A 14,636-nucleotide genomic window follows, 5' to 3' on the forward strand; every position below is an offset into this window, starting at 1 on the left:
GCCGGGTATTTGCCTGTTGCCCGGCGTCATAACAATAAAACCTCAACCCTACAGGAATGAACCCATGAATATCAGAAACATCATGCTGTGCCTGTGCTCGTTGTTACTGAGTCTGAGCGTCAGTGCGAAAACCTTCACCGTTGGCGTCGCCCTGGCTAATTTCGATCTTAACTTCGTCTCCATCCTGCGTACCCAGATGCAGGAAGAGCTGAAGGCTAACCAACTTAACGGCCAGTTTGTCGATGCCAAAGGCGATGTGGCGTTGCAGGTGCAGCAGGTTGATGACTTTATCAACCAGGGCGTTGACGCCATTATCCTCAACCCCGTGGACACCCAGGGCGTGTTGCCGATGATTACCGCAGCGAAAAACGCCAATATCCCTCTGATTTTTGTCAATCGTAAGCCGGAAGTGAAGTTGCCAGGTGACATGGCTTATGTCGGTTCCGATTCGGCGCTGGGCGGCGAGATGCAGATGGAAGCACTGGCGAAGAAGATGAACTACAAGGGTAACGTGGCGATTTTAATGGGTGCGTTGTCGAACGAGGAAGCGCGTGAACGCACCAAAGCGGTCGAAGCGGTCATCGCCAAATACAAAGATATGAAAGTGATTGAGAAGCAGAGCGCCAAATGGCAGCGCAATGAAGCGGTGGATGTGGTGTCGAGCTGGTTGCTGAACCAGCGTCCGATTGATGCTATCGCCGCCAACAACGATGAAATGGCGATCGGTGCCATCATGGCACTCAGCCAGGCGAAGAATGAAAAAATTCTGGTAGCGGGTATCGATGGCACGCCTGATGGTCAGCAGTTTGTGAAAAACGGCAAAATGACCCTGACCATCTTCCAGGATGCCAAAGGCCAGGCAACCGGCGCGGTTCAGGTCACCAAGGCGCTGCTGGATAAGCAGAAAGTGCAGGAGTACAACTGGGTACCGTACAAAACCATTACTCAGGATAACTACGCGCAGTTTGCTGCGAATTAATGCGCTTATCCCCTCTTCATCATGCAAGAGGGGAATTTCTTCTCCACCTCATCCTCACTCCCTGTAAGCCAACTCCCCTCTATGTACCGCCCCATAATCCATTAACGGATCCAATTTAACGTTGATGAGGCGAAGTAAATAAGCCGTTGACTGCTGGACGTTGAACAATCAGTGCGGCATTATCAGCAGCGCATTGGCGATATTATCGTTGAATGAATCAGAGACAGGGGTTATTCCTACTTTGAGAGGCATCAAAACGTGAGGATGAGTGACAGTAAGTAAAAATCATAAATAAAGTATTTAGGATTATACTTAATGTTCCATCGGTCATTTTGAGAGTAAAGGTTACTGAGGCTAAGCGAATTTTGAGTATATTATCACCAGTAATGAAGAGAAAAAATCTTGGCATGGCGCTGCCTTGGCTGGCTTTTGCCGCACTTTTTTGTATGCTTCCCGTTGCGTTTCTGTATGAGAAAGGGGGGCGGGTATTATTTTATTATTGTGCTTATTTTTCATTGGCTGGTGTAGTTATTGAATTATGGCAAAGAAAGAAGGTTAAGCTAACGGATAAAAAAGCTCTGGCGATATTATTGCTGGGTGTGATTTACGTTGGGTGGTCAATATACTTCCAATATGTCATGCATACCGTAGATGGCTTGTATTATACCGCTGGGAAGCGATTTATCCTTGCCTGGCTTATTATGGTGTACATGATGCACTGCTTCCGCACTGGGTCGCTGAACAAAAAATTGGCTGTGCGCTATGCTTTTCTCTCTTTATCCCTGGCATTTATCACCTCAAGTTGCTTTGCGATCTTCCAATCGATAACCACCGATGAGCGCATTGTGCTCGGCATTAACCGCGCAACAATGACGGCCTATGCCTACTCTATCGTGATGCTGGCGTTAATATCACTGATATTGAGAATGCCTGACAGCAAGCTAAAGAAAGCCTTTTTCCTGTTCGTTTCGATCATTTCACTGTACGTGATTATGCTGACGCAAACGCGCTCGGCTATGGCCATCCATACTTTATTCCTTGCTTACATGACAGTGAGACTCTTTGCGGTGACACGTAATGTGAAATTCATAGGGTGTGTAGCGCTATTGCTGCTGTTAGCGGTAGGCCTTAGCTATAAACTGATTGAAACCCGTGTTGATACGACCGTGACGGAGTACACGGATTATCAGCAGGGCAATGACAAAACATCGCTGGGATCGCGCTTTACCATGTGGAAAACCGGCATTCTGGCCTTTGAACATGCACCATTAGGTCAGACGCAGGATCAGCGTAATAAATTCATTACCACCTACCTTGATGAACATCATCAATCGGATTCCTGGGCGTTAATTTATATTAATGTTCATCTGCATAATGAGTTTATTCAATTCGCTTCATTATTTGGTGTGGTGGGTGTCTTGATGTTGTTGTATTTCTTTTTCACTCTTATCGTGGTTGAAATAAGATCTCATCAAACCATCACGCCATTGGCCATAGCCAGCGTTGCCATGCTGTTATATGGTATGACCGATGTATTGCTAACCTCAGTCGAGTTTATCGCCATGTTCGGTGTATTAGTGGTGTTGCTGTCGCTGATTGAGAACGCAGAGGGTAATAAAAAAGCTCCTTAACGGGAGCTTTTTTCAGCGTGTTAAAAGAGACCTTTAAGCTTCATTTTGAAGTATTTTTTCTTGAAACTGGTTCGCACTTTGGTGTCAGCGAGAAACGAAATGACGGGTATTTTACTGATGGCATTTTTCACTGTTACCAGGTCATTTTCGTTTTTGATCATCGGATAATACTTATGGGCAATATTAATCCAATGGCATGACAGGAGATTGCGATATTTTTCCTGAAAAACATCATCCATTTTCTGTGTGGCAAGAATTAGCATGGCGATCTTTTCAGCATCCAGGTCGTTCGACAAACTTTGCGCCCTTTTAAAATAAAGATACGGGCTATGTTGAGCATAAAGGATATGGTGGCTGACTTCTAATACAGTAGGGAAGAGCCATGCATCTTCATAGCAGGTTAAATCAGGGAATTGAAATTTTTCCAGGATTTCTCGCTTAATGAATTGACCGATAAAATGTGCCTGTAATTCACGATGAATCAGGAATTTTTCAATAGCCTGATGCTGACTCAATGGCGTTGTGATTAATCCATGCCATTTTGCAACCCGCTGCTTATTCTCATAAACCTCATTGAGTGGTGCAAACAAGGCATCTGGACTCTCTTTTTCTAAGCAGTTAACAATATCCGCTAATGAATTTTTCAACAGTTGGTCATCACCATCCAGCATCATAACGTACTGACCGCGGCATTGACTGACTGCAAAGTTTCTTACCTTGCCGATATTTCGTAATGAAATATCAAATACGCTGGCATGGGCATTTTCGGCTGCGAACGCGTGCAGCATTTTACTGGTGTTATCCGCAGAGGCGTCATTAACAAGGATGATCTCAACTAATTCCTGCACCCCAATGCAGGCATTTTTCAAGCTCTCTAAGGTGTCTTCAAGAAAATTTTCACAGTTGTGTGCAGTGAGTAAGACACTAATAACATAAGGAGAAGCCATAATTATCCGCTATCTTTTATAAGAGACATCACGATTAATATTACTATAGGTACATCATCGGGGGTGAGCGAATTCATGAAGTGGTGCACATCTTCTGGTAAAGTCAGATTAGTACTAAGAAAACCCCCGCTATAAGCCTAACGGCAGCTCGCTGCGAGCTGTAACAGTGAAAAAGATCACATCTCATCACCTTAGCTTCAGACGGCGCTAAATTATTTCCCGCGCTTGTCGATAATTTCTCCACTCAGTCTGTGCGCCTTGCCCTGCATCCTTGGGGCAGCCTGATCAACTTCTGGTGTGGAAAGTGTCATGATCGCAACGCCCTTGATAGGCCCGGACGCCGCGCCGGTAGAGATGGTTTCGCTTAAACGTATTGCACAGCGCGCAGACACGCTTGCCATGCTGCTCTGTTGGACGCTGTGGCCGATTGCGCTTGGCATAGGGTGGATGAACCACAGCGTGATGGTGGCGCTCATCGTGGGGCTGATTCTGGTGTTGCTGGCCACCTTTTGCGCAACGGTGATACGCGGCTCACTGACTTCCAGGTTACTTCTTTCCACTTTGCTGATTGGCTGGGCTGGCTTATTGATTCAGCTCGGTGAAGGGGAAACCGAATATCACTTCTCGGTATTTGTGCTGATGTCCGTACTCTTGGCGTGGCGCGATATACGTCCTCTGCTCATGGGAGCGGTTGCAGCGGCGACGCATCATATTTTGTTCAACTATCTACAGGATAACGATCTGTTTGGCGTGGTGGTCTTCCATCACCCAGGCTGGGACATGGTGTTTTTCCATGCGCTGTTTGTTGTCGCGCAAACCATCATACTTTTGGTGATTGCTCGCCAGATGGCCGCTGATGCGCGTTCCGCCAGCGAGGTGGCAGTACTGGCCGCCCAGATCAATCAGCAAAGCGGTTATCTGACGCTCACCGCCGATACACAGCAGAGTGAGACGCCCTTTGCGCGTACCTTTAGCACCACGCTAGGCACCTTGCATGGCACGCTCTCGCAGGTCAGTCAGCGTGTGGGGGCGTTGTTAGTGGAGTCGGACACGCTTCTGCAACGCAACGCCGCGCTGTCAAGTCGAACCGATGAGCAGGCGCAGGCGCTGGAGGTGGCTGCCAGCGCGATGACGGAGATCAGTATCGCCGCCAGCTTAACCCGTGATAAAGCCCAAAGTGCCCGCGAACTGGCCAGTGAAACGCGCACGGTGGCAACGCGCGGTGAAGAGAATATCCAGTCGGCGATGGGATCGATGGCGAAGATCAGCGAAGAGTCACAGCGGGTGAAGGTGATTTTGGAGCTGATTGACGGCATTGCATTCCAGACCAATATTTTGTCACTCAATGCGTCGGTGGAAGCCGCCCGCGCGGGGAACCAAGGGCGTGGTTTCGCGGTGGTGGCCAGCGAAGTGCGCAATCTGGCGATGCGCAGTGAAAATGCGGCGCGTGAAATCCGGCAGTTAATCGATGCCAGTTCTGCCAGCACCCAGCATGGGGCCGTGCAAGTTGAGCATGCGGCCCAAACGATGCGCTCGATTCACAGCAGCATTAGCGGTTTATCGCAGCTGGTGACGGAGTTATCGGAGATGAGTGAGCAACAGAATCTCAGCATCGAGCAGATACAGCAGAGCATCAATAGCATCGATCACAGCGTGCATCACAATGTGCAGCACGTAGCTGAAACCATGCAGGTGGTCGAGCAGCAGCAACGGCAAGCGAATCAGTTACAGCAGTCGATCTCGTTGTTCAGGCTGGGTTGAGTGGGCGGCCTGAAGACCGCCAACACATTAAGCTACGCCGTTCACCAACAGCACGCGGTAATTGGCACCTTTAAGGCGGTGCGCTTTGGCTTCCTGATATGCCGGGCTGAAGTACCAGGCTTTTGCGGCGTCAGCATCGGCAAATTCCAGTACCACCACGCCTTCCGCATCACGGCCTTCCAGCACCTGTAGATCGCCGTAAAAGGCCAGCGGGTTGATCTGATGATCGCCGCGCGCCTCGCCCGCTTTCTGCGCATAGGTCGCCAGCTCATCCTTATCCAGCGTTTCGTCCTTAATCATCACCACATAGGCAGCCATTACTTCTCTCCTCGAGCCTGGCGTTTATCTTCGGTGTTGTTATCGAAATCAGCGGCATCGTGGCGTTCCAGCAGTTGGTCTTGCGGCTCTGCACCGAACGCTTTATTCACCTTACGACCACGGATTACCGCTGGGCGTTCGGCAATCTCTTTAGCCCAACGCACCACATTTTTATACGACTGCACGTCGAGGAACTCGCCGCCGCCATAGATGTTATTCAGTACCAGATTGCCGTACCAAGGCCAGGTGGCGATGTCCGCAATGGTGTATTCATCACCGGCGAGGAAGCGATTATCGGCCAATCGACGATCCAGCACGTCAAGCTGGCGTTTGGCTTCCAGCGAGAAGCGGTTGATGGCGTATTCGATTTTTTCTGGCGCGTAGAAATAGAAGTGGCCATAGCCGCCGCCGAGGTAGGGCGCTGAACCTTGCAACCAGAACAGCCAGTTGAGGGTTTCGGTACGGCCCGCGATATCGGCAGGAATGAAGTGACCAAATTTCTCGGCCAGATAGAGCAGAATATTGCCTGACTCAAATACGCGCAGCGGCGGGGTGACAGAGTGGTCACTCAAGGCCGGGATTTTAGAGTTCGGGTTAACCTCAACAAAACCGCTTGAGAACTGATCACCATCCCCGATGCGGATAAGCCAGGCATCGTACTCGGCTTCTTTAGCCCCCACGGCCAGCAACTCTTCCAGCAGAATAGTGACTTTCTGACCGTTCGGCGTGCCAAGAGAATAGAGCTGCAGCGGATGTTTGCCTACTGGCAGGGTTTTCTCATGCGTCGGCCCGGCGAACGGACGGTTGGTTTTCGCGCCGTTACCTTTGGCTTCCGGGTCCCAGGTCCAGACTTTCGCGGGCTGATACTGATTTTCCGACATAGTGATTTCGCCTTGTTGTGATTGCGTTTTTTGCTGCTACTGAGTGTAGCAGCGAGAGATGAAGGCGATTTAACCGCGCTGGCGGTGCGAAGCCAAGTGTGATTAAGCGAAGTTCTCTTGCGTAAAAAGCATAAAGTCCACTTTACCGGGCGCGTAGGTGTCGGGCTGTTCACCCTCTTCCAGATGTTTGAGCAGCAGGGTGAGCGCCAGCTGCGCGTGGCGCAGGGTGTTTTGATCGAGGGTCAGCGTCAACACGCGTTTTTCTAACAGCTGGCGCGTGGTGCTGTAGAGCTCATGGGTGACGTACACCAGTTTGCCGTTCAGACGATGACGCGCCAGGGCTTCGTGGATCTGCGTATTGCCCATGCCCGTGTTGTACAGCCCAACGATGTGCTGCGAGCCGGCAAGGGTTTTCTCCAGCAGACGGCTAATGCGCTCACGCTCATCCTGTCCAGCCAGAATCTCGCGCAAGCGCAGTTGCGGGAAGCGTTCGGCCAGTACCGATTGAAAGCCTTCGATACGCTGGCGATGCGCAGAGTAGTCGGCGCGGCCACTCACCAGCACCACATCACCCGCGGTGGCGGTCATACTGCCGAGCATCAGCCCGGCAGTGCGACCCGCTTTGTATTGATCAATACCCACATGGCACAAGCGCGCCGCATCGGGCAGGTCGGTGACCAGGGTGATTACCGGCACACCGTGCGCTTTGCAAGCGGCTAACGCCTCATAAATCAGAGGGTTTTCGTGGGCAAAGACAATCAGCGCGTCCCGTTTTTTGCTGCTGGCTGCAATATGTGCTGCCAGCTTCTCGGGCGCGTTTTCTGGGATCAGGGTGCGATGCAACCGCAAACGGCGATAGCCAAGCTCATCAGCGAGATGGGCGAAATCCTGTGCCAGTTGCTGGAAGAAGAACGAGCCGTTGCCGCTCAGCAGCACTTCAACCTGCCAGGTGTGGCGATGCTCCTCCGGCAAAATACGCTTTAAACCCGCCTCGCGCGCTGCCTGTAGAATTTTTTTGGTCATCGCAGGCGAGACGCCGCCGCGATCGTTCAGGACGCGATCAACCGTGGCCACGCCTACGCCAACCTGCTTCGCCAGCTCCGCCAGCGTCAGTGCTTTCATCTGAGGTAATTCCATCAAAAACCGCGTTCAGCTAGCCTGCCACAAAGCGCTATTTTGACAACATTGGCTATTCCAAAATGTGAACAAAAGGAGCGTTAAGATGCGGACGCCGCAACGTTTTGCCCTGATTGGCAGTGGATTTATAGGCCAGGTACATGCCGCAAACCTGGCGACTCATCCCGGCGTAGAGCTTGCGCTGGTGTGCGATATCGATGTCTCACGAGCGGAAGCGGTGGCGCAGCGGTTTGGTGCGCGAGCGGCAAGCGTACAGCAGGCGCTCAACCGCGATGCGATTGACGCGGTGCTGATCGCCAGTGCCACGCCGACCCATGCCGAATTGCTGGAGCAGGCGGTGCGCGCGGGCAAGGCGGTGTACTGTGAGAAACCGATTGATCTGTCGCTGCAACGTGCGCGCGAAGTGGTGGAAAAGATTTCACCGCTGCAGGTGCCCGTTACCGTGGGCTTTAATCGTCGCTTTGATCTCAGCCATCAGCAGCTGAAAGCGCAGTTAAAGCAGGGGCTGATTGGCCGCACCGAGCTGACCCAGATGGTGTGCCGGGCTTCTGAGCTGCCACCGCTGAGTTATCTTCAGGCTTCGGGCGGGCAGATGCGCGATCAGGCGATTCACTTTTTCGATCTGCTGCGCTGGCTCACCGAGGATGAAGTCAGCACGGTGGGTGCAATGGGGGCCGCGCTGGCCATGCCCGAGATACGTGATTTCGATGTCGATACTTCGGTGCTTATCATGCGTATGCAGCAAGGCGCCTTGGCTCAGCTGGATAATACACGCCGCACGGCTTATGGCTACGACGAACGCATTAGCGTGATGGGCAGCGAAGGGATGCTGGCGTCAGAGAGTCAATCGGCGCGCGGTGCCACCTTGTATCAGGGTAAAGGGATTACTCAGCCTGGACTTTATGCCGACTGGTTTAGCCGTGTGCAAGAGACGTATTACACGCATCTGGATGCGTTTGTGCGTTACATCGGCGGGGAGAAGGTGGAAGGGCTGCCGGGATTGATTGATGGTCTGCGTGCGCAGGCGATTGCGGAAGCGGCGCAGCTTTCGCTGATACGCGGTGAGTTTGTGGATGTGGAGCGGGTGTCTATCTGATGCCCTCACCCCAACCCTCTCCCGCAAGCGGGCGAGGGGGCCGATCGAGAGAGCATGTCGTCCACACTATCCAGTCCCCTCTCCCTGTGGGAGAGGGTTAGGGTGAGGGCATCAAGCCGCACTTATTTCAGCAGTTCACGCTCAATCAATTCACGTGTTTCTACTGCCTGGTACTTCATCTTCTCCGGATAGCCGAACAGCGCCGCCGAGATGATCGACTCGCCGCCCACCTTGTAAGTGCGGTTGGCAAAATCCATCTCGCGCAGTGCCTCAAACAGCCCATCAAAGTTCACTTCGCCTTCACCTACAGCCACGTGCTGATGAATCGTCGCATCGACACCCGGTGGGTTAACGATATAGCGGCAGTGCTTGGTGTGGTTCATGGTATCGGCAATCAGCATATGTGACAGATCGTCGCCTGCGTAATGCAGCATGCTTTTCACATCACCTACGCCCTTGTCGTAATAGAAGGTGTGCGGCGCACTGTAGATGTATTTGACGTTGTCGCTACGGAAGGATTTCACGATATCCGCCGTTTCATTACTTTGTTCGCAGAAATCCCATGGATGGGCCTGAATTTCGACGCGGATGCCCTCACGTTCAAAAATGGGCAGTAACTCATCCATTGAGCGATAGAACATCTCTTCACAGATTTCCGGCTCATTCGGGTTGCCCGACAGCTCGGTGTTGATCACCTGTACGCCCATCTCAACGGCGATTTCAATCATGCGTTTCCAGTTCTTCACCGCAGCCTGACGGCGCAATTCGTCTGGGCCGGACCAACGGTATACGGTAATGAACGAAGAGATCTCCACGCCGGTGGCATTCAGCGCATTTTTGTATTCGCGCATGATTTCACGGCTGGCTTTGGGATGTTTATAGAACGGGTTGATCTGCGGATGCGGGGATTGCTCAATGTACTTATAGCCCCACTCAGCCACCTGATGCACCATGCGAGTGATACCAAGGTCTCTGATGACATCCACATCAAAAGCGATTTTCATTTTGTTCTCCTGAGCGTTAAGCGGTGCGCTCTTCATTAAACACCACACCAATTTGCTGCCTGACGTCATCCATTGCCCGCAGCGTCGCCAGAGAAGTGGCAAGCGGACGAACAGGCGAGTCGAGCAAGCCCTGATGAATACACCAGGCGGTATGTTCGATTTCATGACTGAGCTGAATATAGCGGTTGGTCGGCTCCTCCCAGCGCAGCGTGTGTCGGCCATCACTGGAGGTGAGACGGAAATTGCCCGGCGCGTAGAACTGGCCGTCAAGGTAGAGCGTGGCATCGCGGCCAGCGATGACTGCAGTGCCAGGCGTGTTGCTGAATAGGGTGGTGTTGAGTACCGAATGCATACCATTGCTGTGCGTCAGCAGCATCGAGGTCTGGCCGTTAACCCCACCCGGTGCGGGCTGTCCCTTGGCGACAATGCTGTTGGGCGCGCCGGCAACAAACACGCTGAAGCCGATCAAATAACTGCCGAGATCGAGCATCGGGCCGCCAGCCAGATCGAGATTAAAGATGCGGTGATCCTGGGTGAAATATTCGCCATGATCGGCGATCAGCGTATGAACATCACCTAAAGCGCCATCGGCCAGCAGTTGACGGATCACATCATATTTTGGCGCGAAGTCGCACCACATCGCTTCGACACACAAGCGTTGCTGCTTTTGCGCTTCTTGCTGTAACTGCCAGGCTTGCTGCGCATTCAACGCCAGCGGCTTTTCGATTAATACGTGTTTGCCTGCCTGTAACGTGCGCAGACCATCCGGGAAGTGGTGATTGTGCGGCGTGGCGATATACACCACATCAATGTCAGAGCGGCTGAGCAGTGCATCTATCCCTTCCACGGCATGCGGGATATCCCACTTACTGGCAAAGGCCTGGGCTTTCTCAAGGCTGCGTGACGATACAGCGATCAGCTGCTGCTGAGTGTGTTGGCGCAACGCGTTGGCAAAGTGGTCGGCTATCCAGCCAGGACCAACAATACCCCAGCGTAATGCAGGAATCTGGTTTTCAGGGTGACGACGAGGTGCAGGTAGGGTTGCAGGGAACATATCATCTCCGTTTTATTTGATACCTAATGAACCGGGAGCCAGCCATCAAATATAGGAAGCTGCAACCGCACCCTCTAATCCTTTCCTGATGTAAATCCATCAGCCTGAAGCACAGGTGTCGGGAGAATAAATATCAAACATTTATTCTGGATGGTATCTGAATGAAATGAATCATTTCATTTTTGCGAGGGGGATCAAAATACTGAGAGGCTTTCTATCAAATAGTGAGATTTGATGACGACTTATCCAACAACAGATTCGCACTCTAAAAAGAATTCGGGCATTATTTTTGATAATTAACTATCAATTTACTGGAAGCTATTGATGAGTAAAATCACCATGAATGCCATTGCCGATGCGGCGGGTGTGGGTGTTGCGACCGTAGATCGCGTGCTGAACCGTCGCGCACCGGTTCGCGCAGCCACCGAGCAAAAGGTACTTGAAGCCGCGAATCGCCTGGGGTATCGCGTTGGCCCCGTCGCGGCGTTCCACGAAACACAGCAAACGGCAGGCGTGACGTTACGTATGGGTTTCATCCTGCTCTCCAAATCTTACTCTTTCTATCATGCGTTCACTGACGCACTGCGGCAGCATACCCAGCCGCTCCATCCTGCCGGCAGTGAGCCGTTATTTTACTGGCACGATATTGATGATGTTGCTGCGGTGGTGGCATCCCTGCATAAGCTGGCTGAGCAAGTGGATGCTATTGGATTGGTGGCGCTGGACCATCCGCTGATTCGCCATGCGATTGAGCATATCTCGCGGCAGGGCGTGCGGGTTTATGCGCTGTTTTCGAATTTTTCTCCCTGCGGCCACGCCGGTTATTTTGGGCTGGATAATCAGAAAGCCGGGCGCACCGCCGGTTGGGTGGCCTCGCATCTGCTGCATCAGCCGGGATCGGTGGGCGTGTTGGTCGGTGACCATCGTTTTACCTGTCAGGAGAGCTGTGAGATCAGCTTCCGTTCCTATCTGCGGGAACAAGACAGTGCCCGCCGGGTGCTGGAGCCATTGAAAACCCATGAGTCAATTGATGGTGGCTATCATGCCACGCGCCAGTTACTGGATGAGCATGCCGATCTCGCATTGATTTACGCCCCCTGTGGCGGAATTGAGGGAGTGATCCATGCGCTACGCCAACAGCCACAGCGGAAGGTAGCACTGGTTTGTCATGGTCCGGTGAAAGAGGGGGATCTGGCGCTGATTGACGGCAGCATCACGGTGATGATCCGCCATGATATCGATGATATGGCAAGGCAGTTGGCGCGTACGGTGCAGCAGCAGGCCACGGAATCAGGCGATCACTTCTCGCTGGTGACGCTGCCGTTTGCGATCATCACGCGGGAGAATTTGTGAGCCTGTCGCCACAAATGGCGGACTGCTACACAGTTATTCGTTTCCCGGTCGCCATGAATGGCAACCCTACGACGATTGTGCACCGATCTCGTAGGGTGCGCATTTATGCGCACTCTGGCTGCATTTGATAGATAATCTATCAAATTAATGATGAAAAATAACTTGATCGCTATCAAAAAATGAAAGTTTCATGATTGCTGAAGGTGAAATTTTTATTTGATACTTGCGCTATCCACTACCGCAAGGAACGATCATGACTATTCATATTGCTAACGCACCCTGCAGCTGGGGTGTCGACGATCCGAAAAATCCTTTTCTGCCGCCGTGGCAGAAAGTCCTCACCGAGGCAGCGCAGGCGGGTTACAAAAGCATTGAACTCGGCCCGTGGAGTTATCTGCCCACCGATGCCAGTGAACTGCGTCAGCAGTTAGAGGCGCATCAGCTTTCGCTGGTGGCAGGCACGATCTTTGATGATCTGGTCAGCGAGGCGAACTTCCCCGCCATGGTCGAGTTGACCCACAACATCTGCCGCAACCTGTCACAAGTGCCGACTGCTGAAAAAACGCACGCGGATAACCTTCCCGCGCCCTACCTGGTGATTATCGATTTTGGTAATCCCGAGCGCGCGAAATACGCCGGGCAGTCAGATAAAGCGCCTCGCCTTTCCCGTGATGACTGGCAGCGCATGATGCAGCACATCGCCACCCTGAGCCAGATCGCCTGGAACGAGTATGGCGTACGTGCAGTGATCCATCCGCATGCAGGCGGCTGCATTGAGTTTGCCGACGAACTGGCGCAGTTGGTGCAGGATATCCCACACGAGGTGGCTGGCTTATGCCTCGACACCGGACACCTGTATTACTCCGGCATGGACCCGATTCCGTACCTAAGCCGCTATTGGGATCGTATCGATTATCTGCATTTCAAAGACGTGAACGACGCCGTCTGGCGCGATGTGATTGCGCGTGGGGTGGACTTCTTTGCCGCTTGCGCCGAAGGCGTGATGTGCCCAATTGGCAAAGGGGCGATTGATTATCCAGCGGTGCGTGCTTTCCTCGCTGAGCGCAACTATCAGGGCTGGATCACCATTGAGCAAGAGCGCGATCCGCGCAACGCGGACACCAGTCTGCGTGACGTCACTGCCAGCCTGCACTATCTGCAATCGGTCGGATTCTAAGGAGAACAGCATGATTAACGGTATTAAAGCACTGAATCGTTCCCTGCGCTGGGGCATGGTCGGCGGCGGTGGCACCAGCCAGATTGGTTATATTCATCGCTCCGCAGCCCTGCGCGATGGCAACTTTGTCCTCCAGGCTGGCGCGTTTGATCTTAATGCTGAGCGTGGTCGCGCCTTTGGTGCCTCTCTGGGGGTCGATGCCGAGCGCTGTTATCCCGACTACGAAACGATGTTCGCCGCTGAAGCCGCACGTGCAGACGGTATTGAAGCGGTATCCATCGCGACCCCCAACAATACCCATTTCACCATCTGCCGTGCCGCACTCAATGCGGGCCTGCATGTGGTGTGTGAGAAACCGCTCTGTTTCACCACTGCAGAAGCGGACGAGCTGGAAAAACTCTGTGCCGAGAAGAAAAAGATCATTGGTGTCACTTACGGTTATGCCGGACATCAGCTGATTCATCAGGCACGCGAGATGATCGCTGAAGGGCTACTGGGTGAAATTCGCATTATCAATATGCAGTTCGCGCACGGTTTTCATAATGAAGCCGTCGAGTTGCAAAACGAAAGCACCAAATGGCGCGTCGATCCGCGGTTTGTCGGACCGAGCTATGTGCTGGGCGATCTGGCAACGCATCCATTGTTTATCGCCGAAACCATGGTGCCAAAACTGCAGGTGAAACGCCTGTTGTGCAGTCGCCAGAGCTTTGTCAAAACCCGCGCACCGCTGGAAGATAATGCCTTTGTCATGATGGAGTATGACAACGGTGCGGTGGGCACCATGTGGGCTTCCGCCGTCAACTGTGGTTCGATGCACGGGCAGAAGGTGCGCGTGATTGGCGAGAAGGCCAGCCTGGAGTGGTGGGATGAGCAGCCAAACCAGCTGCGTTATGAAGTGCAGGGTGAACCGGTGCAGATACTGGAGCGAGGGATGGGTTACCTGCATCGCACGGCACTGGCGGACGATCGTATTGGCGGTGGCCACCCAGAAGGGCTGTTTGAAGCCTGGTCAAACCTCTATCGTCGTTTTGCGCTGGCGATGGATGCCACCGACCGGGGCGATGAGGCATTCCTTGCTGATTTCTGGTATCCGGATGTGCATGCCGGTTTGATGGGCGTGCGCTGGGTTGAGCAGTGTGTGCAGTCAGCGGATGCCGGTGCGGTGTGGGTGGATTGCTAAAGATAGCTCGGTGATGAAAACGGTCGGCATAACTGCCGACCTTACACTGTTTTCGTGCCGCATTTCGTTCGGGCGCGATGTATCGCGCGAGGTTGAAATACGCGCAATGAATTGCGCC

The 14,636-nt window shown here is 52.8% G+C and carries 13 protein-coding genes; 7 read left to right on the forward strand and 6 right to left on the reverse strand.

What is annotated here, in order from left to right; all coding sequences use genetic code 11:
- The first annotated feature begins 64 nt into the window (after positions 1-64).
- Both ACPUC8_RS08990 and ACPUC8_RS08995 read left to right on the forward strand, forming a co-directional pair.
- On the forward strand, positions 65-979 hold the full coding sequence (locus ACPUC8_RS08990; RefSeq protein ID WP_494926065.1) for a substrate-binding domain-containing protein: 915 nt from the start codon (positions 65-67) through the stop codon (positions 977-979).
- A gap of 407 nt (positions 980-1,386) precedes the next feature.
- Entirely contained in the window at positions 1,387-2,610 is a 1,224-nt protein-coding gene (locus ACPUC8_RS08995) for an O-antigen ligase family protein (RefSeq protein ID WP_158649445.1), read from the forward strand.
- A gap of 20 nt (positions 2,611-2,630) precedes the next feature.
- On the opposite strand, the gene ACPUC8_RS09000 is transcribed toward ACPUC8_RS08995, so the two are convergent.
- Complete coding sequence (locus ACPUC8_RS09000) at positions 2,631-3,557, reverse strand: glycosyltransferase family 2 protein (RefSeq protein WP_058970618.1); 927 nt, start codon at positions 3,555-3,557, stop codon at positions 2,631-2,633.
- 309 nt (positions 3,558-3,866) lie between these two features.
- On the opposite strand from ACPUC8_RS09000, the gene ACPUC8_RS09005 reads away from it, so the two are divergent.
- Positions 3,867-5,318, forward strand: coding sequence for a methyl-accepting chemotaxis protein (locus ACPUC8_RS09005; RefSeq protein ID WP_494926066.1), 1,452 nt, complete (start codon positions 3,867-3,869; stop codon positions 5,316-5,318).
- A gap of 27 nt (positions 5,319-5,345) precedes the next feature.
- Here the strand turns inward: ACPUC8_RS09005 and ACPUC8_RS09010 are convergent, their stop codons facing one another.
- From ACPUC8_RS09010 to ACPUC8_RS09020, 3 genes are all read right to left on the reverse strand, one after another.
- Positions 5,346-5,636, reverse strand: a complete 291-nt coding sequence (locus ACPUC8_RS09010; protein ID WP_039334080.1) for a DUF1330 domain-containing protein — start codon at positions 5,634-5,636, stop codon at positions 5,346-5,348.
- Entirely contained in the window at positions 5,636-6,517 is an 882-nt protein-coding gene (gene yghU, locus ACPUC8_RS09015) for a glutathione-dependent disulfide-bond oxidoreductase (RefSeq protein ID WP_039334082.1), read from the reverse strand. The genes ACPUC8_RS09010 and yghU overlap by 1 nt, the downstream gene beginning before the upstream one ends.
- 102 nt (positions 6,518-6,619) lie before the next feature.
- Complete coding sequence (locus ACPUC8_RS09020) at positions 6,620-7,639, reverse strand: LacI family DNA-binding transcriptional regulator (protein WP_039334085.1); 1,020 nt, start codon at positions 7,637-7,639, stop codon at positions 6,620-6,622.
- A gap of 100 nt (positions 7,640-7,739) precedes the next feature.
- Between ACPUC8_RS09020 and ACPUC8_RS09025 the strand changes: the two genes are divergently transcribed.
- Positions 7,740-8,750 (forward strand): Gfo/Idh/MocA family oxidoreductase, encoded by a 1,011-nt coding sequence (locus ACPUC8_RS09025; RefSeq protein ID WP_494926067.1) that lies wholly within the window; start codon positions 7,740-7,742, stop codon positions 8,748-8,750.
- A 122-nt stretch (positions 8,751-8,872) separates the two neighbouring features.
- Here the strand turns inward: ACPUC8_RS09025 and ACPUC8_RS09030 are convergent, their stop codons facing one another.
- A complete protein-coding gene (locus tag ACPUC8_RS09030; RefSeq protein ID WP_039334092.1) occupies positions 8,873-9,754 on the reverse strand; it encodes a sugar phosphate isomerase/epimerase family protein in 882 nt (293 codons plus the stop codon).
- Positions 9,755-9,770: 16 nt separating this feature from the next.
- A complete protein-coding gene (locus ACPUC8_RS09035; RefSeq protein ID WP_494926068.1) occupies positions 9,771-10,808 on the reverse strand; it encodes a Gfo/Idh/MocA family protein in 1,038 nt (345 codons plus the stop codon).
- 324 nt (positions 10,809-11,132) lie between these two features.
- On the opposite strand from ACPUC8_RS09035, the gene ACPUC8_RS09040 reads away from it, so the two are divergent.
- The 3 genes from ACPUC8_RS09040 (at position 11,133) to ACPUC8_RS09050 (ending at position 14,518) form a co-directional block, all read left to right on the forward strand.
- Positions 11,133-12,161 carry a LacI family DNA-binding transcriptional regulator gene (locus ACPUC8_RS09040; protein WP_039334096.1) on the forward strand — a complete coding sequence of 343 codons (1,029 nt, stop codon included), beginning with the start codon at positions 11,133-11,135 and terminating at the stop codon, positions 12,159-12,161.
- A gap of 253 nt (positions 12,162-12,414) precedes the next feature.
- Positions 12,415-13,338 carry a TIM barrel protein gene (locus ACPUC8_RS09045; RefSeq protein ID WP_494926069.1) on the forward strand — a complete coding sequence of 308 codons (924 nt, stop codon included), beginning with the start codon at positions 12,415-12,417 and terminating at the stop codon, positions 13,336-13,338.
- 10 nt (positions 13,339-13,348) lie between these two features.
- Positions 13,349-14,518, forward strand: a complete 1,170-nt coding sequence (locus ACPUC8_RS09050; protein ID WP_283229094.1) for a Gfo/Idh/MocA family protein — start codon at positions 13,349-13,351, stop codon at positions 14,516-14,518.
- The last annotated feature ends 118 nt before the right edge of the window (positions 14,519-14,636 follow it).

Source organism: Pantoea sp. CFCC18177 (genome assembly GCF_059412425.1).

Bases quoted from the DNA above. Each gene is read 5' to 3' on its own strand.
- ACPUC8_RS09030 (WP_039334092.1), bottom strand. From the start codon at position 9,754: ATGAAAATCGCTTTTGATGTGGATGTCATCAGAGACCTTGGTATCACT.
- ACPUC8_RS09050 (WP_283229094.1), top strand. From the start codon at position 13,349: ATGATTAACGGTATTAAAGCACTGAATCGTTCCCTGCGCTGGGGCATG.
- ACPUC8_RS09025 (WP_494926067.1), top strand. From the start codon at position 7,740: ATGCGGACGCCGCAACGTTTTGCCCTGATTGGCAGTGGATTTATAGGC.
- ACPUC8_RS08990 (WP_494926065.1), top strand. From the start codon at position 65: ATGAATATCAGAAACATCATGCTGTGCCTGTGCTCGTTGTTACTGAGT.
- ACPUC8_RS09000 (WP_058970618.1), bottom strand. From the start codon at position 3,557: ATGGCTTCTCCTTATGTTATTAGTGTCTTACTCACTGCACACAACTGT.
- ACPUC8_RS09010 (WP_039334080.1), bottom strand. From the start codon at position 5,636: ATGGCTGCCTATGTGGTGATGATTAAGGACGAAACGCTGGATAAGGAT.
- ACPUC8_RS09035 (WP_494926068.1), bottom strand. From the start codon at position 10,808: ATGTTCCCTGCAACCCTACCTGCACCTCGTCGTCACCCTGAAAACCAG.
- ACPUC8_RS09045 (WP_494926069.1), top strand. From the start codon at position 12,415: ATGACTATTCATATTGCTAACGCACCCTGCAGCTGGGGTGTCGACGAT.
- ACPUC8_RS09020 (WP_039334085.1), bottom strand. From the start codon at position 7,639: ATGAAAGCACTGACGCTGGCGGAGCTGGCGAAGCAGGTTGGCGTAGGC.
- yghU (WP_039334082.1), bottom strand. From the start codon at position 6,517: ATGTCGGAAAATCAGTATCAGCCCGCGAAAGTCTGGACCTGGGACCCG.
- ACPUC8_RS09005 (WP_494926066.1), top strand. From the start codon at position 3,867: ATGATCGCAACGCCCTTGATAGGCCCGGACGCCGCGCCGGTAGAGATG.
- ACPUC8_RS09040 (WP_039334096.1), top strand. From the start codon at position 11,133: ATGAGTAAAATCACCATGAATGCCATTGCCGATGCGGCGGGTGTGGGT.
- ACPUC8_RS08995 (WP_158649445.1), top strand. From the start codon at position 1,387: ATGGCGCTGCCTTGGCTGGCTTTTGCCGCACTTTTTTGTATGCTTCCC.